This window comes from Sphingomonas sp. BE123, from assembly GCF_031456015.1.
Classification (GTDB): domain Bacteria; phylum Pseudomonadota; class Alphaproteobacteria; order Sphingomonadales; family Sphingomonadaceae; genus Sphingomonas.
The window spans coordinates 528242-547579 of the sequence record NZ_JAVDTW010000001.1 but is presented as its reverse complement, the minus strand read 5'-3'; the positions used below and the strand labels follow the sequence as shown (position 1 = coordinate 547579).

Sequence of the window (19338 nt, the reverse complement as noted above, 5' to 3'; positions counted from 1 at the left end):
CACGCGGGTTACTCCAGCCAGTGAATGTCGACGGCAAGCTCGGTCGCGGCAAGGACGCGGCCGATGGGCAATGCCCCGGACGCACCCTGCTTGATCGCCTGTTCGAGCACGGCGCGCTTTTCCTTGCCGCTGATCGCGACCATCAACGATTGAGCCGTGGCAATGGCCGCAGCGGACAGGGTGACGCGCGCGACCGGTGCCTCGGGCGGCAGCGGATCGGGCATCACGCCAAGCGCGCGGCGCTCCTTCGGCCCGTTGACCGCCTCGTCAAAGTCGGGGCCGGGAAAGATCGACGCGGTGTGGCCGTCGGTCCCCATGCCGAGCAGGACAAGGTCGAGCGGGAAATGATGGTCCGCGAGGCGGGCATCGGCGGCGCGGCCGGCGGCCTTGTAGTCATCGGCCTTTTCGCTGACCAACGGCACGACGCGCGCGCCCTTGGGGATGAACACCTTGCCCAGGCCGGTCACGTTCGACAGCGGATCGCCCAGCGGCACGATGCGGTCGTCGGTCGGAATGATCGTGACCCGCTTCCAGTCCAGCTTGGCGGCCGCGAGCTTTTCGTAAACCGGGGCAGGGGTCTTGCCACCGGCGAGCGCGATCACCGCGCTGCCGCGGGCATCGATCGCGCTTTCGATGATGAACGCGATGTCGCCCGACAGCGCGTCGCTCCACTCGCCCGCGTCCTCATAATCCCACCATTCGATTTCTTCGGCCATGTCATTCCACTCCAGTCGCGGGCGCAGTGCGCGTCGGCGACGCGTTACTCGTTCCAGGTGACCCCGTCACGCTCGGTCAGTGCGATAGCGGCGCTTGGCCCCCAGGTTCCGGCGGCATAGGGCTTGGGCTTGACGTCGGCCATGTCCCAGCCCTGACGGATCGCGTCGATCCAGGTCCATTGCGCCTCGACCTCGTCGCGGCGCACGAACAGGGTCGGGTCGCCTTCGATCAGGTCGAGCAGCAGCCGTTCATAGGCGATCCGGCGACGCGTCCCGGCAAATTCGGTATCGAGGCTGAGATTGAGCGGCACTTCGCGCAGGCGGATGCCGTCGCGGTCAAGGCCGGGCTCCTTCGCCATCACGAGCAGGCGAACATATTCTTCCGGCTGGATCCGGATGATAAGCGTGTTCGACTGGAGTACGCCGCCGCGTTCGGCAAAGATCGAATGCGGAACCGGCTTGAACTGGACGACGATCTCGCTGCGCCGCTCGGTCATGCGCTTGCCGGTGCGCAGGTAGAAGGGCACGCCCTGCCAGCGCCAATTGTCGACATGCGCCTTGATCGCGACGAACGTCTCGGTCCGCGAATCCTGCTCGAGCTCCTCGGCATAGCCCGCGACGATCTTTCCGGTCGATGCGCCGCCGGTATACTGGCCGGTGACGGTCAGGTTCGCGGCGTCCTGCCCGGCAATGGGGCGCAGCGAGCGCAGTACCTTGACCTTTTCATCGCGGATCGCCGTGCCGTCGAACCGGGCGGGGGGTTCCATCGCGATCAATGCCAGCAGCTGCAGGATGTGGTTCTGGACCATGTCGCGCAGCGCGCCGACATCGTCATAATAGCCCGCTCGCCCCTCAAGCCCCACCGTCTCTGACACGGTGATCTGGACATGGTCGATCCCGGCGGCATTCCACACCGGTTCGAACAGCGCGTTGCCAAAGCGCAGCGCGAGGATGTTCTGGACGGTTTCCTTGCCGAGATAATGGTCGATCCGGAATGTGCGGTCCTCTGGAAACACGCTGGCGACGGCGTCATTGATTTCGCGGCTGGACGGCAGGTCGGTGCCCAGCGGCTTTTCGAGGCCGATGCGGACATTGTCGCCCGCCAGTCCGGCCGAGGCGAGCCCCTTGATCGTCGGTTCGAAGAATTTGGGTGCGGTCGACAGGAAGATGGCGAGGCCGTCGGAAATGTCGCCGAGCTTTTCCGCCAGCGCATCATAGCCCTCCAGCGTGGAGGCATCGAGCGGCTGATACTGGACGCGATCCAGGAACGTGGCGATCGCGGCCGCATCCTTCCTGTCCTCGGGCAGATAGGTTTCCAGCGCGGTGGCGCAGAACGCACGATACTCGGCATCTGACAACGTTGACCGCGCGGTTCCCGTAATCGTCAGCGCAGGCGGCAGCAATTGGTCGGCGTGCAGGCCGAACAGCGACGGAATGAGCATCCGCTGGGCAAGGTCGCCCGTTGCTCCGAACAGCAGCAGCTTTCCGAATGGCTGGCGCATCGATCCTCCCAACTTGATTTCTATGCGGCCCTAGCAGTCGCCGGAGCGCTTGCGAAGCCGCGCATAGCTATTCATCCCTAAAGCACGGCCGCACCGTGTTTGCGGGCTGGTGTTACAGGACCAGGCCTGCAGTCTGGTCGAATCCCGCCATGATGTTGAGATTCTGCACCGCCGCGCCTGCCGCCCCCTTGCCCAGATTGTCGAGCGTCGCGATCAGACGCGCGTGGCTGCGGTCGGGGCTGCCGAAGACGCGCAGGGTAAGGCGATCGGTGCCGGCATCCTCTTCAAGCCGCACCACGGGCGCGGCCGTATCATCGGCGAGCACCCCGATGATCGGGGAGTCGCGATACGCGTCTGCCAGAACCTGGGCGATCTGCGCGGGGGAGGGCTTGCGCGGAAGATAATGCAGCGCGAGCGGCACCTCGATCAGCATGCCGCGATAGGCGCGCGCCACGGCCGGCATGAAGATCGGTGGATGTTCGATGCGGGCGTGCTTCTGCATTTCCGGCAGATGCTTGTGGTCGAGGTCGAGGCCATAGGCGCGGTAGCCGCTGGTTTCCGCACCGCTCTCGAAATCGGCGATCATCGCCTTGCCGCCACCCGAATAGCCCGAGGCGCCGCTGACGCTGATCGACCATTCCGGCGGCACGAGCCCGGCCCGCACGAGCGGCCGGACAAGCGCGAGGAAGCCCGTCGGCCAGCAGCCGGGATTCGACACGCGCGGCGCGTCGGCAATGAGCTGGGCCTGGGCTGGCTCGAGCTCCGGAAAGCCATAGGTCCAGCCATCGGCGACGCGATGCGCCGTCGACGCATCGATCACCCGCGTGCGGGGATTGTCGATCAGCGCTACCGCTTCGCGGGCAGCGTCATCGGGCAGGCACAGGATGACGAAATCGGCCGCGTTCAGTGCTTCGGTACGGCGCGCCGCATCCTTGCGATCGGTTTCATCCAGGGCGATCAGGCTGATTTCCGCCCGACCGGAAAGGCGGTCGCGGATCTCAAGGCCGGTCGTGCCGGCTGCGCCATCGATGAAAACCGAAATGCTCATGCGGCGATTCCCAGCGCCGATGCGTCAACATACCCAACGGTCTGGATCGACGGCGCCCGGCCCCATGCAAGGCCTCCCGAAATTTCCAGCACCTCGAATTCCGCTCCCGCTGGCAATGCGGCAATCGCCTCGCTCTCCGGATCGCGCCCGGCGCGAATTGGCGTTTCCTGCACGGCACGCTGGAACAGCGGTGCAGCATAATGCGGCGCGAAGATGCGATCGGCCAGCCGGACATCGGCCAGGTCGCGCCGCGCGGCGTCGCGACGCGGATCGATCTGGACCGAACGACCGCGCAGCGCGAATCGATTACGCGTCGGCAAGTTCGCGACGGGGACTGTCGCTGCCGGCCCCGGCGTCGCCGGTGACGAATTGTCCGAATTCTGCAAGAAACTCCGCCCCTTCAGGTGTGCGCGCGACAAAGATGTTCCGCTTGTCGGATTCATCGCGCTGGCGGCGCAGATAGCCGAGGGCACCCAGCCTGTTCAAGGCACGTGTCACTACGGGTTTCGACACGTTGAGCGTTCGGGCAAGGCCGCGGACGGTATGCGGGCCGGGTTCGAGATAGACGAGCAGCATCAGCGCCATCTGGCGGTTGGTAAGATCCGGCTCGCCGGACCGGACATAGTCGATCAGCGTTGTCTTCCACTGGCCGAGAGAGGGGGGTGTCACCGCGTTCATCGCATCACTCGTCAATCCGTTACTGACCCGCAAGAATCGCGGGCGTACCCGGCTTGAACGTTCCGCCACCGATGCGGTTTCAACCCGGTTCGCAAATTGTTTCATTTCGGTGATCGGGCCCAGCCACTGTGTTTCCCCGGATCCAGCAGGGACGATCGGCGGTTGATCCGCGCGGCGCGGTTCACTATGTGGCCGCTTTCCCGAGAAAGACCGCCATGCTGTTCACCTTCCTTCTTGTCGTTCACGCCATCATCGCCGCACTGCTGGTGACGGTGATCCTGATGCAGCGTTCGGAAGGCGGCGGTCTGACCACGGGCGGCAGCCCGTCGGGTCTGATGTCGGCGCGTGGCGCGGCGAATTTCCTGACGCGCGCGACGGCGATTCTCGCCGGCCTGTTCGTGGTCATGAGCATCACGCTGGCGGTGATCGCGGCGACGCGCGGGGATACGGCGATCGACACCAGCCGCGCGACCGCGCCGGCAAGCCAGAGTGCACCGGCGACGCAGCCGGCTCCGGTGGCGCCTGCCGACAACAGCGCGGTTCCGCTCGCCAACTAAGCGGTCAGTTCGAAACTTTTTTAACGGCGCCCGGAGTCGGGCGCTTGCCCCAACTCGTGCTTGAAGGATAAGCGGTGACTCCCATGACGCGGTATATTTTCATCACCGGCGGCGTGGTCTCCTCGCTTGGAAAAGGCCTGATGGCCGCCAGCCTCGCGGCGCTGCTTCAGGCGCGCGGCTACAAGGTGCGCATCCGCAAGTTCGACCCCTATCTGAACGTCGATCCGGGCACGATGTCGCCCTATCAGCATGGCGAAGTCTATGTGACCGACGACGGCGCCGAGACCGATCTCGACCTTGGCCATTATGAGCGCTTCACCGGCGTTGCATCGCGCCAGTCGGACAATGTGACGTCTGGCCGGATCTACAAGACGATCATCGAGCGTGAGCGGCGCGGCGATTATCTCGGTGCGACCGTCCAAGTGGTTCCGCATGTCACCGATGCGATCAAGCAATTCGCCCAGGCTGAAACCGACGATCTCGATTTCGTGCTGTGCGAAATTGGCGGGACGGTCGGCGACATCGAATCGCTGCCGTTCATCGAAGCGATCCGCCAGCTCAAGAACGAGCTTGGGCGTGGCCGCTCGATCAGCATCCATGTGACGCTGGTACCCTATATCGCCGCGGCGGGCGAGCTGAAGACCAAGCCGACCCAGCACAGCGTTCGCGAGCTGGCGTCGCTGGGCGTTCAGCCCGATGTGCTGGTGTGCCGCGCCGAAAAGCCGCTGCCGGCGAGCGAACGGGGCAAGATCGCGCAATTCTGCAACGTCCCGGCAAGCGCGGTCATCCCGGCGCTCGACGCGCCGAGCATCTATGCGGTGCCGCTGCAATATCATGCCGAGGGGCTGGACAGCGAAGTGCTGCGCGCCTTCGGGATCGAACCGGGTGCGGCGCCCGACCTGTCGCGCTGGACCGAGATTACCGACCGCCTGTTCAACCCCGAAGGCGAAGTGACGATCGGCGTGGTCGGCAAATATGTCGGCCTGCCGGATGCGTACAAGTCGCTGCAGGAAGCGCTGGTCCATGGCGGCATCGCCAACAAGGTCAAGGTGAATGTCCGCTGGCTGGACGCCGAGCTGTTCGAAAAGGGCGAGGCAGAGATCGCTGCCGCGCTTGAACCGATGCATGGCATCCTCGTCCCCGGCGGCTTTGGCGAGCGCGGCAGCGAGGGCAAGATCGCCAGTGTCCGCTTCGCGCGCGAACGCAATGTGCCCTTTTTCGGAATCTGCCTCGGCATGCAGATGGCCTGCATCGAAGGGATGCGGAACACGGCCGGGGTCGCTGCGGCATCGTCGACCGAATTCGGCCCGACCGAGGAACCCGTGGTCGGCATCATCACCGAATGGATGACGCAGGAGGGGATCGAGAAGCGCGAGGCCGGTGGCGATCTGGGCGGCACGATGCGGCTTGGCGCCTATCCCGCGCAGCTGTCGGGCAACAGCCAGGTCGCGAGCGTCTATGGCGCGACCGAGATCAGCGAACGGCACCGCCACCGCTATGAAGTCAACGGCGCCTATCGCGCGCCGCTTGAGGCGGGCGGCCTGATGTTCACGGGCATGTCGCCCGACGGGCTGCTGCCGGAGATTGTCGAACGTCCCGACCATCCCTGGTTCATCGGGGTGCAGTTCCATCCCGAACTGAAATCCAAGCCGTTCGATCCGCACCCGTTGTTTGCGAGCTTCATCGCCGCGGCGGTACGCCAGTCGCGCCTGGTCTGATCAACCCCGTGCGCAGATAGCGAACGGCGCCCGAACCTGAGGATCCGGGCGCCGCTGTGGTGCAACGCGCAAGGGGTCAGCGCGTTGCGGGGGTGGGTTGATCAGGCGACGTCGCGATGCTCGATCGGCGTGCTCGTCGATCCGGCACCGATGGTGATCTTGCGCGGCTTCATCGCCTCGGGAACCTCGCGGACCAGTTCGATCACCAGCAGACCGTCGGTGAGGTCCGCGCTTTCGACGCGCACAAAGTCCGCCAGCTCGAACCGACGCTCGAACCCGCGATTCGCGATGCCGAGATGCAGCATCTGGGTCGGGTTGTTGTCCTGGGTTTCGCCCTTCTTGCCGGACACGAGCAGCAGATTCTGCTGAGCGGTGATCTCGATCTCGTCGGCCTTGAATCCGGCGACGGCGATCGTGATCCGATAGCGATCCTCGGAGATGCGCTCGAGGTTGAAGGGGGGATAATTCTCGCTGCTGGACTGGCGCGCGGTCGCCTCGAGCATGTCGAAGAGCCGGTCGAAGCCGATCGTCGAGCGGCGGAAGGGGGTCAAGTCGATCTGACGCATAGCGTAATCCTCCAATGAGCAATTTCAACGTCTTGCGGCATCCGGTTCATCCGCGATGCCTGAAGTGACACGGCCCGTGCGGCACCGTGCTGGGCAAGATTTGGGAAGCCGGAAGCGGCTTTCAAGGGTTGCGCATGGCGCTTGATCTGCGCCTGTCTGATGCTGACGGAAAGCAAGGCCCTGAAATGCCAAAGGCCCGGGCCGTTTCCGACCCGGGCCCCTGCGTGACGATGCCTCGTCAGCCCCCTTAAGTGGCCACTTCTGCCCGCACATCCCTTTCAGGACGGGGCTGAAGAGCCTCCCCGAACCACGGCCTTTGCCATTGCTTCGTGACATCCTGCTAGGATCGCTGCGGGCGCTTGTCACGGGGCCATGGCAGATGTGCCGCGCTTTGCGTTCACCCTGTGTTTATTTGGCAACAGCGCGATTGCGCGCGCTCGCGCCACCCCCTAACACCGCGCCATGTTCCTTTCCCGATATGAACGCATGATCGCGCGCCGGTACCTGCTGCCGGGCCGGGGCGAGGCATTTATCGCGCTGGTCGCGTCGATCAGCCTGGTCGCGGTGATGCTGGGCGTCGCCGCGCTGGTGATCGTGATGAGCGTGATGAACGGCTTTCGCGCCGAGCTGTTCGACAAGATCACCGGCTTGAATGGCCATGCGGTGGTGCAGGGCTATGGCGGGCAGCTGCGCGACTGGCGCGCAGTGGTCGCCGAAGCCCGCAAAACCGCTGGTGTGACCAGTGCCACCCCGCTGATCGAGCAGCCGCTGATGGCCGGGTTTCAGGGCCGCGTCGAAGGGGTTCTGATCCGCGGCATGACGGTCGCCGACCTGCGTGCCAATCCGACGCTCAACCGCAATGTCGTGCTGGGGCGGATGGAGGACCTGACCGCCGACTGCGAATGCGTGGCAATCGGGTCGCGCCTCGCGAGCACGCTGGGCGCGTCGCTGGGCAGCAGCGTCCAGCTGATCAGCCCGCAAGGGCCGTCGACCCCGTTCGGCACCGTGCCGCGCATCGTGTCGTATCGCGTCGCCGCGATCTTCGAAGTCGGCGTCTATGACTATGACAAGGCGTTCGTGGTCATGCCGATGGAGACCGCGCAGACATTGCTGCTGATGGGCGATTCGGTCAGCATGATCGAGATCGATACGGTCGATCCTGACCGGGTCGGCGAGATCCTCGCTCCGCTGGCGCAGAAGGTCGTACAGACCGCGCAGCTCAGCGATTGGCGCACGCTCAACGCCACGTTGTTCGAGGCGCTGGCGGTGGATCGGCTGGTGACGTTCACGGTGCTGTCGATCCTGATCCTGGTCGCGGTGTTCAACATCCTGTCGTCACTGATCATGCTGGTGCGCGCCAAGACCCGCGACATTGCGATCCTGCGCACGATGGGGGCGACGCGGAGCGGGTTGATCAAGATCTTCGTGACGGTGGGCACCGCAATCGGCGGGCTGGGGATCGTCGCGGGACTGATCCTCGGCTTCGTCCTGCTCTATTTCCGGCAGGGGGTGCTGAGCTTCCTCGGCTTTATCACCGGACAGGAAATCTGGGATCCATCGATGCGTTACCTGACCGAATTGCCCGCCAAGACCGATCCGGTGGAGGTCGCCAGCATCGCGCTGATGGCGCTGGGCTTCAGCTTCCTTGCCACGCTCTACCCCGCGTTCAAGGCGGCGAGCACCGATCCGGTCCAGGTGTTGCGCTATGAGTGAAGCCGTCCTCCAGACCACTGGCCTGCGCCGTGCGTTCACCCAGGGCGACGCCACGATCGAAGTGCTGCGCGGCATCGACCTGTCGGTCGCGCCGGGCGAGATCGTCGCGCTGCTGGGCCCGTCAGGCTCGGGCAAATCGACGCTGTTGCAGGCAGTCGGCCTGCTTGAAGGCGGGTTCGAGGGATCGATCCGCATTGCCGGGATCGAGGTGGCGAAGCTGGAGAGCCACGAACGCACGCTGACGCGGCGCGACAAGCTCGGCTTTGTTTATCAGTTCCACCATCTGCTGCCCGATTTTGACGCGACCGAGAATGTCGTGCTGCCGCAGCTGATCCAGAACGCGACCCATGCCGATGCGCGTGGGCGGGCCGAGGCGCTGTTGACCGCGTTGGGCCTGGGCCATCGGCTGACGCATCGGCCGAGCCAGTTGTCGGGCGGCGAGCAGCAGCGAGTCGCCGTCGCCCGCGCGCTCGCGAACCGGCCGGCGCTGGTTCTGGCGGACGAACCGACCGGCAATCTGGACGAAAAGACCGCCGATGTGGTGCTCGCCGAATTCCTGCGGCTGGTGCGCGGCGAAGGTGCGGCGGCGCTGATCGCGACGCATAACGAGCGGCTGGCGACGAAGATGGACCGCGTTGTGCGACTGCATGAAGGGTTATTGGAGGAAGCGGCATGACGACGATCACCGAAATTCCTGTCACCACCGCGAGCGGCGCGCTGGCAGACCTGTCGGAATTCGCGGGCAAGGTGCTGCTGATCGTCAACGTCGCGTCGAAATGCGGGTTTACGCCGCAATATACCGGGCTGGAAGACCTGCACCGCCGCTATGGCGCGCGCGGGTTCGAGGTGCTGGGCTTCCCATGCAACCAGTTCGGCGCGCAGGAGCCGGGGGATGCGGCGGAGATCGCGAATTTCTGTTCGCTGACCTATGACGTCACCTTCCCCGTGTTCGGCAAGATCGACGTCAATGGCGCGGATGCGGCGCCGCTCTATCGCTGGCTCAAGAAACAGGCGCCGGGGCTGTTCGGGACCGAGGGGATCAAGTGGAACTTCACCAAGTTCCTGATCGATCGTGAGGGGAATGTGGTCGAGCGCTACGCCCCACAGACAAAGCCCGAGGATATCGCGGCGGATATCGAGAAGCTGTTGTAATCGAAATCCTCCCCGGAACGGGGAGGGGGACCAGCGAAGCTGGTGGAGGGGGCCCGAGGCAGCGGACTCCCTTGCCTCGGGCTCCCTCCGTCAGCGCTGCGCGCTGCCACCTCCCCGCTCCGGGGAGGATTAACCTGTGGAAAACGCGACCGGCTGCTTTGACCCTCGCGGGTTCGCGCACCTATAACCATCCCCATGCCTCATTCCGGTTTCGTGCCCCTTCGCGTCTTTTCCGCCTACACGATGCTGGAGGGCGCGATCGAGCCGAAGGTTATTGCTTCGCGGGCGCGGGAACTCGGGTTTCCGGCGGCCGGACTGTGCGATCGCAACGGCCTCTATGCCGCGATGTCCTATTCGGATGCGGCGAAAAAGGCCGGGGTGCAGCCGATTGTCGGATCGTTGCTGTGCGTCGAGCGGCCGGATGTGCCGGATGGCGTGACGCCGGCGCTCGACTGGCTGGCGCTGTTTGCGCAGGACGCGACGGGATATGAAAATCTCTGCCATCTGGTGTCGATGGCGCATCTCGACCGCCCGATCGAGAAGGACGCGCACGTTCCGTTCGCCGCGCTGGAGGGGCGCACCGAAGGCCTGATCGCGCTGACCGCCGGGCGCGAGGGTGCGCTGGCGCGACTGTTCGCCGAAGAGCAGGAGGACGCGGCGCTGGCCTATGCCGACCGGTTGCAGGCGCTGTTCGGCGATCGTCTGTACATCGAGATTATCCGGCGACTGGACGAGGTTGAAGCGCGCGCCGAGCCCAAGTTGCTCGACCTGGCCTATGACCGTGGCCTGCCGATCGTCGCGACCAATCCGGCGTGCTACGCCGTGCCGGACTTTCATCAGGCGCATGACGCGATGCTGTGCATTGCCGGATCTGCCTATGTCGCCAGCGACGATCGCCAGCGCTCTTCACCCGATGCGTGGATGAAGCCCGCCAGCGAGATGAAGCGGCTGTTCGATGACCTGCCCGAGGCGATCGACAACACGCTGGTGGTCGCGCAGCGCTGTGCCTTTGCCGCGCCCAAGCGCAAGCCGATCCTGCCGAGCCTTGCCGGCGATATCGAGGGTGAGGCGGCGCAGCTGCGCGCGGATGCGCGCGCGGGGCTTGAGGCGCGGCTGGAGACGGCGGGGATCACCGATCCGGCCAAGCGACAGGAATATTTCGATCGACTGGCGTTTGAAACCGACATCATCGTGCAGATGGGGTTCCCCGGATATTTCCTGATCGTTGCGGACTTCATCAAATGGGCGAAGGCGAACGGGATTCCGGTGGGGCCGGGGCGCGGTTCGGGCGCGGGCAGCGTAGTCGCCTGGGCGCTGACCATCACCGACCTCGATCCGCTCGCGCTGGGATTGCTGTTCGAGCGATTCCTGAACCCGGAACGCGTGTCGATGCCCGACTTCGACATCGACTTCTGCGAAACCCGGCGCGGCGAGGTGATCCGCTACGTCCAGCAGAAATATGGGCGCAATCAGGTCGCGCAGATCATCACGTTCGGAACGATGAAGGCGCGCGCGGTGCTCAAGGACACTGGGCGCGTGCTGCAGATGAGCTATGGCCAGGTCGATCGCCTCGCCAAGCTGGTGCCCAACCACCCGACCGATCCGTGGACGCTGTCGCGGTCGCTGAACGGGGTAAGCGAGTTCAAGGCCGAATATGACAGCGCGAACGATGTCCGCCACCTGATCGACCTGGCGATGCGGCTGGAAGGGTTGCCGCGCCACTCGTCCACTCACGCGGCGGGCGTGGTGATCGGCGACCGGCCGCTGGCCGAGCTGGTGCCCTTGTACCGCGACCCGCGCTCCGACATGCCGGTGACGCAGTTCGACATGAAATATGTCGAGGGCGCCGGGCTGGTGAAGTTCGACTTCCTTGGCCTCAAGACGCTGTCGGTGCTGCAAAAGGCGGTCGATCTGCTCGCCGCGCGCAACATCAGCATCGATCTCGCCGCGCTCGGCTGGGACGATCCGGCGGTGTACGAACTGCTCCAGCGCGGCGAGACGGTCGGCGTGTTCCAGCTGGAATCGGAAGGGATGCGCCGCACGCTGACGGCGGTGCGGCCGACCAATTTCGGCGACATCATCGCGCTCGTCTCGCTCTATCGCCCGGGTCCGATGGACAATATCCCGATGTTCGGGCGGCGTAAGCAGGGGCTGGAGCCGATCGAATATCCGCATCCGTTGCTGGAAGGGATCCTCAAGGAAACCTACGGCATCTTCGTCTATCAAGAACAGGTGATGCAGGCCGCGCAGATCCTGGCCGGCTATTCGCTCGGCGGCGCGGATTTGCTGCGCCGCGCGATGGGCAAGAAGATCAAGGCCGAGATGGACGCGCAGCGCGCGCTGTTCGTCGAGGGCTGTGCCAAGGTCAACAACATCTCCGAAGCCAAGGCCAACGAACTGTTCGACTTGATCGACAAGTTCGCAGGCTACGGCTTCAACAAGTCGCATGCGGCGGCCTATGCGCTGCTCGCATATCATACGGCGTGGCTGAAGGCGCATTACCCGCACGAATTCTATGCCGCATCGATGTGCTTCGACATGGGCCAGACCGAAAAGCTGGCGGTGTTCGTCGAGGATATGAAACGGCTGGGCGTTGCGTGCCTGCCGCCCGACATCAATGCCAGCGAGGCCGAATTCTCAGTCGACGAACTGGGAGAGGGATTCGCCGTGCGCTATGCGCTGGCTGGACTCAAAGGCGTCGGCGAGCGGGCGATGGAATTGCTGGTCGAGGAACGCCGAGCCAAGGGGCGGTTCCAGAATCTGGACGATTTCGCGCGACGGATCGACCCACGGTTGCTCAACAAGCGCCAGGTCGAGGCGCTGGCAGGGGCAGGTGCGTTCGACAGCGTCGCGCCCGACCGCGCCAAGGTCCATGCCGCTGCCGAGACGATCATGGCGGTGGCGCAGCGCACGCATGAGAACCGTACCAGCGGGCAGGGCGGTCTGTTCGGCGAAGCCGAGCCGGTCGGGTCGGCAATCCAGCTTCCCAAAAATGCCCAATGGACATTGGGTCAGCGGATCGAGGCGGAGAAGGATGCGTTCGGCTTCTTCTTCTCGGCGCACCCGCTGGACCGCTACCAGCATCTTGCCAGGCTGCATTCTGCGCGGAGCATTGCCAGCCTGAACGACATCGAGATTGCCGAGGGCGGACGTGCCGGCGCGACCATTGCCGCGCTGATCGAGGATGCGCGCTGGCGCACCTCGGCACGCGGCAAGCGCTACATGATGGCGACGCTGTCGGATGCGAGCGGGACGGTGCCGTGCACCTGTTTCGAGGAATTCACCGCGAAGGAAATGGAGGATGCCGCGCGTGTTGGCGGCTGCGGTATCCTCACGGTCGAGCTTGATCGGCGTCCCGGCGAGGACAGCCCGCGCGTCACGGTGCGCAAGGTCCAACCGTTCGAGGGGATGGCGAAGGACGTCCGCCTGACGCTGCGCATGGCGGTCAGCGAGCCTGCGGCGATGGCAGCGGTGGCGCGGCTGCTGGACGACGCGCGCGGCGGGCGCTGTGAAGTGGTGGTGGATGCGCCGCTGCCCGATGGCGGCGAGGCGGAGCTGGTGCTGGGGCGCAACTTCCGGCTCGACGGAGAACTCGCGACGCGGATCGAGGGGCTGCCGGGGGTGGTGCGTGCCGACCTTGCCCCGACGCAACAGCCAAGGTTGGCGCTGGCAAGCTGAGTTCCCCTTGCATCGCCGCTTTCGAAGCCGCAGGATGGGTTGACGGACGCGGAAACCCGCGCGGAACAAGGAGAGTATGATGCTGGGCGCGATGCAGGATTTCGAACTTCGGGTACCCCGAGTGATCGAGCACGCGGAGCGCGAATATGGGTCGCGCGAGATCATCAGCCGTTGGGCCGATGGCAGCGAGACCCGCACCGACTGGGCCGGGATCGCGCGCGATTCGCGCAAGCTTGCACAGGCACTTGAGCGGTTGGGCATCCGCAAGGGCGATCGCGTCGCGACGATGGCGATGAACCATAGCCGCCATCTCGTCGCCTGGCACGGAACGATCGGCATGGGCGGGATTGTTCATACCATCAACCCGCGCCTGTTCGACGATCAACTGGCCTATATCGGCAATCATGCCGAGGATCGGGTGTTGATCTATGACCGGGCATTTCAGCCGATCATCGACCGGCTCAAGCCGCAATGGACGACGATTGAGCATTACATAGTCTTCGACGGCGACGGTTCGGACAGTTTCGAGGCGTTGATTGCCGCAGAGACCGGCGATTATGCCTGGGTCGAAGGCGATGAGCGCGAGCCGTGCCTGTTGTGCTATACCAGCGGTACGACCGGAAATCCCAAGGGGGTGCTCTACACCCACCGCTCGTCCATGATCCATGCAATGGCGGAACTGCAGCCGGCGGTGTTCGACCTGTCGACCCAGGCCGTCGTGTTGCCGGTCGTGCCGATGTTCCATGCCGTCGGCTGGGGCCTGCCGTTCGCCGCGCCGATGGCGGGGGTGAAACTGGTCATGTCGGCAGTCAATGACGGCAAGACGCTGTGCGACCTGATGAACCGCGAAAAGGTGACCCACACCGCCGGAGTTCCGACCGTGTGGTTCGCGATGTTCCAGCATATGGACGCCACGGGCGAAGCGCCGCAACATCTCAAGGTCGTGACGATCGGCGGATCGGCCGCGCCGCGCGCGATGATCGAACGGATCATGAAGATGGGCGCGCGGGTCAATCACGCCTGGGGCATGACCGAAACATCGCCGATCGGGACAATGGGCGCGCCAACGCACGACTGGGACGATCTGAGTTTCGAGCAGAAGGTCGACAAGACCGTGTTTCAGGGGCGCGCGCCGTTCGGGGTCGAACTGCGCACCGTCGATGAGGATGGCAAGCTGTTGCCGCGCGACGGGGTCAGTTCCGGGCGTCTGCAGATCAAGGGTCCGTGGATCATCAAACAATATTTCCAGGATGCGAACGGGCCGTGCCTGACCGCCGATGGCTGGTTCGACACGGGCGATGTCGCGATCCTGCACCCCGATGGCATCATGCAGATTACCGACCGGGCGAAGGACGTGATCAAGTCCGGCGGCGAGTGGATCAGTTCGGTGGAACTGGAAAATGCAGCAGTCGGCTGCCCCGGGGTTGCCGAGGCGGCGGCAATCGGCATCCATCACCCCAAATGGGATGAACGGCCACTGCTGCTGGTCGTGCGAAAGCCGGAAAGCGATGTGACGGCCGAGCAGGTCCAGGCACATCTGGCGACGCAGGTCGCGAAATGGTGGCTTCCCGACGAGATCAGGTTCGTGGAGTCGCTCCCGCACACCGCGACCGGAAAGCTGCTCAAGACCGCCCTGCGCGAACAGTTCAAGGACTTCACCTTCGCGGCCGCGTAACGGCTAGAACAACTCCCCCTGGTCCCCGGCAGGCGGTCGGAACAGGTCGCGGCGGAGCGGAGGGAAGGGCTGGTCGAGCCCGAACCGCTTCGCCGTGATCCTGAAACGGGTGCGCAGCAGTTCGGCCCATGGCCCCTGGCCGCGCATGCGCGTGTGGAAATCGGGGTCGTTGTCGCGTCCGCCGCGGATCGACTGGATCGTCGCCATCACCTTGGCCGCACGGTCGGGAAAATGCTCGTCGAGCCAGGCGCGGAACAGCGGCGCGACTTCGAATGGCAAGCGGACGGGCAGGAAGAAGCAGCCAAGCGCGCCGGCTTCCGCCGCGCGTTCCATGATGTGTTCGACCTCATGGTCGGTGATCTGGGGGATGACCGGGGACAGCGACACGAACGTCGGGATTCCCGCGGCGCGCAGCTTGGCGACTGCAGCGAGCCGGCGTTCGGGGTGCGGCGCGCGCGGCTCGACCGTGCGGGCGACCTTGGGGTCGAGCGACGTGATCGAGAGCATCACCGCCGCCAGCCCCTGCGCCGCCATCGGACCGAGCAGGTCGATGTCGCGCGTCACCCGGTCGGACTTGGTAGTGATGGTGACCGGATGCCGGCACTCGGCGAGCAGCGCAAGGCAGTCGCGCGTGATCCGCCAGGTCGCTTCAATCGGCTGGTACGGATCGGTGTTGGTGCCGAAGGCGATCGGCTGGCAGACATAGCCCGGCTTTGCGAGCGCCTGACGCAGCAATGCCGGCGCATCGGGCTTGGCGAACAGCCGCGTTTCGAAATCGAGACCAGGGGACAGATCGTGCCAGGCATGGGTCGGGCGCGCGAAGCAGTAGATGCAGCCATGCTCGCAACCGCGATAGGGATTGACCGATCGGTCGAAGGGAATGTCGGGGGATGTGTTGCGGCTGAGAATGCTTCGGGCGCGCTCGACCGTAACCGTCGTACGCAACGGCGGCTCGGCGTCGTCGACAATCGCGCGCGCGTCGAGCCAGTCGCCATCCAGTTCGCGGGCCGGGAGCCCGAAACGGGCGCTGGCGCGGTTTTCGGTCGCGCCACGGACGGGGCGAAGTTTGGACATGGCCGGACGATAAAAGCCGAAAAGGAACAAAGCAAGTACATATGGCTGCCGTCTGCGATGTGGCGGCGCAAAAGCAGGTTGACCGTGGCTGGCACGCCGCGCCACACCGGAACAATCATCAAGGGGGGCTCAATGCGCTGTTTTTTCCTTTTCGCCAGCATCTTTAGCATCATGTCGGTCGCTTCACCCGCGGCGGGGCAGGATAGCGAGCCGTGCGCGGCGGACATGGTGTGCGCGAGCGCGCCGGCGACCGTGGTCGATGCATTTCGGGCGGGTGGGTACAAGGCAAAGCTGGTGCTCGACAGCCAGGGCGATCCGCTGATCGAGAGCGCCGCTTCCGGCAGCCAGTTCGAGACGTTTTTCTACGGTTGCGTCGACACCAAGCAGTGCAGCTCGCTCCAGTTTCGCGTCACCTATGCGAAAGAGTCCGACAACACGGCCGACCTGGCCAATCGCTGGAACCGCGACCGGCGGTTTTCGCAGATGGCAGTAACCGAGGCAGGGGAGCTGATGGTCAGTTGGGACGTGGTCACCACCGGTGGCCTGACCAAGCGCAATTTCGGCGAAGTCCTGGCGGTGTGGGAAGGGATCCTCGCCGAACTCGGGCCATTCTTCAAGGCCGAGCTTGCCGCCAAGCCGAAGGGCTGAGTGACGACCGCCGGGGCAACCCGGCGGCGCGATCCCGTCAGTTCGCGCCGGTCGCGCTGTTATCTTGCGCCGCGGCAGCGGTCAGGCGAACCATCGGCGCGCCCGCACTGCCCGGCACCTTGGGCCACAGTCCCTGAGACAGTGCTGCCCGGCTGCTGCTGTCGCGACCGGCATGTTTTTCGTACATCCAGTAGTTGCGCAGCACCGTCATGACATAGCCGCGCGTCTCCCAGTACGGAATGCTCTCGATGTAGAGCAGCGGATCGCCCTTGTCGCGGATCTGCGCGTTCCAGTTGGTGACCGGCGTCGGCCCGGCATTGTACGCCGCGATCACCTTGGGCAGCAGGCCCCCGGTAAAGGACTGGTCGCGCAGCTGCTCGATATAGGATTGGCCCACCTCGATATTGGTCGAGGGACGGGTGAGGTCGTCGCGGCGGATCGAGATGCCACGCTTGCGCGCGATATCGGTCGCAGCGGCCGGCATGATCTGCATCAGGCCATAGGCGCCGGCAGGGCTTTGAACGCGCGCGTCGAAGCGTGATTCCTGCAGCGTGTGGGCGAAGACCAGCGCCTTGTCGACGCGCCAGCCACCGTCCGGCGTCCAATCGGGGGCGGGGTAGCGCGCTTCCTCGACCGGGCGCGCGCCGGGCGGGCAGTTATGCGTGAGCCAGAGCTGGATCGCTGGCAGCCCGAGCCGTCCGGCAAGCCGGGTCAGCGCGGCATGCTCCCGTGCGTCGCCGATCCGCGCCTGATGCTTGATCAGTTCACCGGCCAGCGCATCTTCGCCGATTTCGGCAAGCGCCGCCGCAACCCGGACATTCGGGCGCCGCTCAAGCGCTTTCCAGTCGGCGGCGATGAAGCGCTCCACCGGGGCCGCGCTGTCGCGAATGCCAAGTGCCTGGCGCGCGAGCATGCCATAGAAGGTCTCGTCATGCTGCGCGGCGCTTTTCAGCCGTGCACTGACCAGGTCGGGGCGACCGCAGGCCATGTCGGCGCGCGATGCCCAGTAGAGGCCGGCCGTGCGCTTCTCGGTATCGCTCGCGCGCTGGGCAACCGCGGTGAAGGCCGCCTGTGCTGCGGCACAATCATTCTGGCGCCATGCGGCCAGTCCCTGCACCCAATCGGCGAGCGGCGCGAACTCTCCGCTACCCGCCTGCGCCATTGCAGCAACGCGACGCGCATCGGCGTCGCGACCGATCGTGTAATAAATCCATGCGATCCGCTGACGCCATTCGGTCAGCGTTTCGGGATCGAGCTCTGCGGCACGCCCCTCGACCAGCGCTTCGGCCGCGGGGGCATCGTCGAGCTTGATCAGCGGCGCCATCGCGCTTGCCACCTGCGCCGCCGCTGCGTCGGACCGGGCGGAGCGGTAGCGTTTGCGGATCGGGGCGCCATCATGCCAGATCAGCCGCTGAGCGGCCGGCAACACGGGCAGGGCCGTGCCGCCACGCAGCTGAGCGAGCCGTGCGAGCTGCGCTGCCTGTGGCAGTTCCGGTGCCTCGCCGAGCAGCGCCAGCAACTGCGGCAGTTCGACTTTCGGCGACCCTTTCGCGAGATAGAGTTCGGCGCGGGCGGTGGCGTGCAGCAGGCCGGGACGCATGGCGTCGAGACGCAGTTGCGCGTCGGCCCAGCGCTGATCGCGGATCGCGGCGAACACGGCGCGGTAGCCCTCCCGCGCGTCGCGATCGAGCTGAGTGGGGACGCCGTCGCCGGCACGCGACTGTTCCTGCACAGGCGCCAGTTTTTCGTCGGCGGCATGCGCTGCGGCAGGCAGGGCAAGGGCACACAGGGCAAGCAGAAGGCGCGCAGTCACTGGCTCTGCTCCTTGATCAAGGTTTGAAGCGCTTTCCACACGTCGGCCTTGGCCGCGGGCTTGGTCAGCAGAAAGCGCGGATGAAAGGTGGCGACCCCCCGGATTTGTGCATTCAATAGGTTAACAGGCGTTAAACCGTCACCCGGATCGGTCGCGCCGACCCCGGGAATCGCACGGTTCGCCGTTTGTCCAAGGACTAGCAGGCGGGCTGGCGCCGCGAGGGCGATATGATGCTGCAGCAATCGGCCCAGCTGATCCTCAAGGTCGCGGGGAACCTGACCCGTGATCGGGCGCGCGGCGCATAGCGGCACCAGATAGACCGAATCGCGATCCGTTCCGATCGCCGCCAGCATCCGATCGAACAGCCGCCCGGCCGGGCCCGACAGGAGTTCGGGTTCCGCGCCGTCGAATTCGGGCAGGTCGGTGACCACCATCAGTGGCGCATCCGGTTCCCCGGCAGGCTGAAGGATCGGCGCGCCGAGCACGGCTTCGGGCGCGCCTGCACCATAGCGCCAATCGACAAAGGCAGCGAGGGTCGCGGGCAGCGGTGCCGGCGCTTCCGGCTCGGCCGGGCGGGAAATGACGGCAGCATCGGGCGCGACGCGCGGCGCGGGCGCCGCCATCCAGTCGCGCGGTTGGTCATCGACCAGCACGTCAACGCCCGCGTCGCGCCACCATTGCAGCGCGCTCGCAGCCTCGCTTCGCCAGTCAAAGACCCCCTCAATGCCCATCAAGATAAAGAGTCATGCCTTGACGCCAGCGTCAATCTGCCTTCATCGGGGCAGGGACGGAACGCGCCG

General features: G+C 65.4%; 17 protein-coding genes. 8 read left to right on the top strand and 9 right to left on the bottom strand.

The features are described 5' to 3' along the window. Positions 1–8 precede the first annotated feature (8 nt). The 5 genes from pgl to J2Y54_RS02525 form a co-directional block, all read right to left on the bottom strand. The gene (pgl, locus tag J2Y54_RS02545; RefSeq protein WP_310036673.1) at positions 9–716 is read right to left on the bottom strand and encodes a 6-phosphogluconolactonase; all 708 of its coding nucleotides are present in this window, start codon (positions 714–716) and stop codon (positions 9–11) included. A gap of 44 nt (positions 717–760) precedes the next feature. After that, a complete protein-coding gene (gene zwf, locus J2Y54_RS02540; RefSeq protein ID WP_310036672.1) occupies positions 761–2218 on the bottom strand; it encodes a glucose-6-phosphate dehydrogenase in 1458 nt (485 codons plus the stop codon). Between the two features lie 112 nt (positions 2219–2330). Continuing rightward, positions 2331–3266, bottom strand: a complete 936-nt coding sequence (gene argC / locus J2Y54_RS02535) for an N-acetyl-gamma-glutamyl-phosphate reductase (RefSeq protein ID WP_310036670.1) — start codon at positions 3264–3266, stop codon at positions 2331–2333. Continuing rightward, positions 3263–3586 (bottom strand): SH3 domain-containing protein, encoded by a 324-nt coding sequence (locus tag J2Y54_RS02530; RefSeq protein ID WP_310036669.1) that lies wholly within the window; start codon positions 3584–3586, stop codon positions 3263–3265. Before J2Y54_RS02530 ends, argC begins: the two co-directional genes overlap by 4 nt. After that, entirely contained in the window at positions 3573–3944 is a 372-nt protein-coding gene (locus J2Y54_RS02525; protein ID WP_310036667.1) for a MarR family transcriptional regulator, read from the bottom strand. Before J2Y54_RS02525 ends, J2Y54_RS02530 begins: the two co-directional genes overlap by 14 nt. Before the next feature lie 218 nt (positions 3945–4162). Between J2Y54_RS02525 and secG the strand changes: the two genes are divergently transcribed. Together secG and J2Y54_RS02515 are read left to right on the top strand one after the other, a co-directional pair. Further along, positions 4163–4501, top strand: a complete 339-nt coding sequence (gene secG / locus J2Y54_RS02520; RefSeq protein WP_310038434.1) for a preprotein translocase subunit SecG — start codon at positions 4163–4165, stop codon at positions 4499–4501. A gap of 83 nt (positions 4502–4584) precedes the next feature. Beyond that, positions 4585–6219 carry a CTP synthase gene (locus tag J2Y54_RS02515; protein ID WP_310036665.1) on the top strand — a complete coding sequence of 545 codons (1635 nt, stop codon included), beginning with the start codon at positions 4585–4587 and terminating at the stop codon, positions 6217–6219. Between the two features lie 101 nt (positions 6220–6320). Here the strand turns inward: J2Y54_RS02515 and J2Y54_RS02510 are convergent, their stop codons facing one another. Further along, a complete protein-coding gene (locus tag J2Y54_RS02510; protein WP_310036662.1) occupies positions 6321–6785 on the bottom strand; it encodes an Hsp20 family protein in 465 nt (154 codons plus the stop codon). Between the two features lie 462 nt (positions 6786–7247). On the opposite strand from J2Y54_RS02510, the gene J2Y54_RS02505 reads away from it, so the two are divergent. From J2Y54_RS02505 to J2Y54_RS02485, 5 genes are all read left to right on the top strand, one after another. Further along, the gene (locus tag J2Y54_RS02505) at positions 7248–8498 is read left to right on the top strand and encodes a lipoprotein-releasing ABC transporter permease subunit (protein WP_310036660.1); all 1251 of its coding nucleotides are present in this window, start codon (positions 7248–7250) and stop codon (positions 8496–8498) included. Next, on the top strand, positions 8491–9174 hold the full coding sequence (locus tag J2Y54_RS02500) for an ABC transporter ATP-binding protein (RefSeq protein ID WP_310036658.1): 684 nt from the start codon (positions 8491–8493) through the stop codon (positions 9172–9174). The genes J2Y54_RS02505 and J2Y54_RS02500 overlap by 8 nt, the downstream gene beginning before the upstream one ends. Then, positions 9171–9650, top strand: a complete 480-nt coding sequence (locus J2Y54_RS02495; protein WP_310036657.1) for a glutathione peroxidase — start codon at positions 9171–9173, stop codon at positions 9648–9650. Before J2Y54_RS02500 ends, J2Y54_RS02495 begins: the two co-directional genes overlap by 4 nt. 195 nt (positions 9651–9845) lie before the next feature. Beyond that, a complete protein-coding gene (gene dnaE / locus J2Y54_RS02490; RefSeq protein WP_310036656.1) occupies positions 9846–13328 on the top strand; it encodes a DNA polymerase III subunit alpha in 3483 nt (1160 codons plus the stop codon). 79 nt (positions 13329–13407) lie between these two features. Beyond that, on the top strand, positions 13408–15003 hold the full coding sequence (locus J2Y54_RS02485) for a long-chain fatty acid--CoA ligase (RefSeq protein WP_310036655.1): 1596 nt from the start codon (positions 13408–13410) through the stop codon (positions 15001–15003). 3 nt (positions 15004–15006) lie between these two features. Here the strand turns inward: J2Y54_RS02485 and J2Y54_RS02480 are convergent, their stop codons facing one another. Next, positions 15007–16077 carry a PA0069 family radical SAM protein gene (locus tag J2Y54_RS02480; RefSeq protein WP_310036653.1) on the bottom strand — a complete coding sequence of 357 codons (1071 nt, stop codon included), beginning with the start codon at positions 16075–16077 and terminating at the stop codon, positions 15007–15009. 132 nt (positions 16078–16209) lie between these two features. Here J2Y54_RS02480 and J2Y54_RS02475 point away from each other — a divergent pair, with 132 nt between their 5' ends. After that, positions 16210–16725 carry a YbjN domain-containing protein gene (locus J2Y54_RS02475; protein WP_310036652.1) on the top strand — a complete coding sequence of 172 codons (516 nt, stop codon included), beginning with the start codon at positions 16210–16212 and terminating at the stop codon, positions 16723–16725. Positions 16726–16762: 37 nt separating this feature from the next. Here J2Y54_RS02475 and J2Y54_RS02470 read toward each other — a convergent pair whose 3' ends face one another. Both J2Y54_RS02470 and J2Y54_RS02465 read right to left on the bottom strand, forming a co-directional pair. Continuing rightward, the gene (locus J2Y54_RS02470) at positions 16763–18538 is read right to left on the bottom strand and encodes a lytic transglycosylase domain-containing protein (protein WP_310036651.1); all 1776 of its coding nucleotides are present in this window, start codon (positions 18536–18538) and stop codon (positions 16763–16765) included. Then, a complete protein-coding gene (locus J2Y54_RS02465) occupies positions 18535–19269 on the bottom strand; it encodes a uracil-DNA glycosylase family protein (protein ID WP_310036648.1) in 735 nt (244 codons plus the stop codon). The genes J2Y54_RS02470 and J2Y54_RS02465 overlap by 4 nt, the downstream gene beginning before the upstream one ends. Between the last annotated feature and the right edge of the window lie 69 nt (positions 19270–19338).

Bases quoted from the DNA above. Each gene is read 5' to 3' on its own strand.
- pgl (WP_310036673.1), bottom strand. From the start codon at position 716: ATGGCCGAAGAAATCGAATGGTGGGATTATGAGGACGCGGGCGAGTGG.
- zwf (WP_310036672.1), bottom strand. From the start codon at position 2,218: ATGCGCCAGCCATTCGGAAAGCTGCTGCTGTTCGGAGCAACGGGCGAC.
- argC (WP_310036670.1), bottom strand. From the start codon at position 3,266: ATGAGCATTTCGGTTTTCATCGATGGCGCAGCCGGCACGACCGGCCTT.
- J2Y54_RS02525 (WP_310036667.1), bottom strand. From the start codon at position 3,944: ATGAACGCGGTGACACCCCCCTCTCTCGGCCAGTGGAAGACAACGCTG.
- J2Y54_RS02515 (WP_310036665.1), top strand. From the start codon at position 4,585: ATGACGCGGTATATTTTCATCACCGGCGGCGTGGTCTCCTCGCTTGGA.
- J2Y54_RS02510 (WP_310036662.1), bottom strand. From the start codon at position 6,785: ATGCGTCAGATCGACTTGACCCCCTTCCGCCGCTCGACGATCGGCTTC.
- J2Y54_RS02505 (WP_310036660.1), top strand. From the start codon at position 7,248: ATGTTCCTTTCCCGATATGAACGCATGATCGCGCGCCGGTACCTGCTG.
- J2Y54_RS02500 (WP_310036658.1), top strand. From the start codon at position 8,491: ATGAGTGAAGCCGTCCTCCAGACCACTGGCCTGCGCCGTGCGTTCACC.
- J2Y54_RS02495 (WP_310036657.1), top strand. From the start codon at position 9,171: ATGACGACGATCACCGAAATTCCTGTCACCACCGCGAGCGGCGCGCTG.
- dnaE (WP_310036656.1), top strand. From the start codon at position 9,846: ATGCCTCATTCCGGTTTCGTGCCCCTTCGCGTCTTTTCCGCCTACACG.
- J2Y54_RS02485 (WP_310036655.1), top strand. From the start codon at position 13,408: ATGCTGGGCGCGATGCAGGATTTCGAACTTCGGGTACCCCGAGTGATC.
- J2Y54_RS02480 (WP_310036653.1), bottom strand. From the start codon at position 16,077: ATGTCCAAACTTCGCCCCGTCCGTGGCGCGACCGAAAACCGCGCCAGC.
- J2Y54_RS02475 (WP_310036652.1), top strand. From the start codon at position 16,210: ATGCGCTGTTTTTTCCTTTTCGCCAGCATCTTTAGCATCATGTCGGTC.
- J2Y54_RS02465 (WP_310036648.1), bottom strand. From the start codon at position 19,269: ATGGGCATTGAGGGGGTCTTTGACTGGCGAAGCGAGGCTGCGAGCGCG.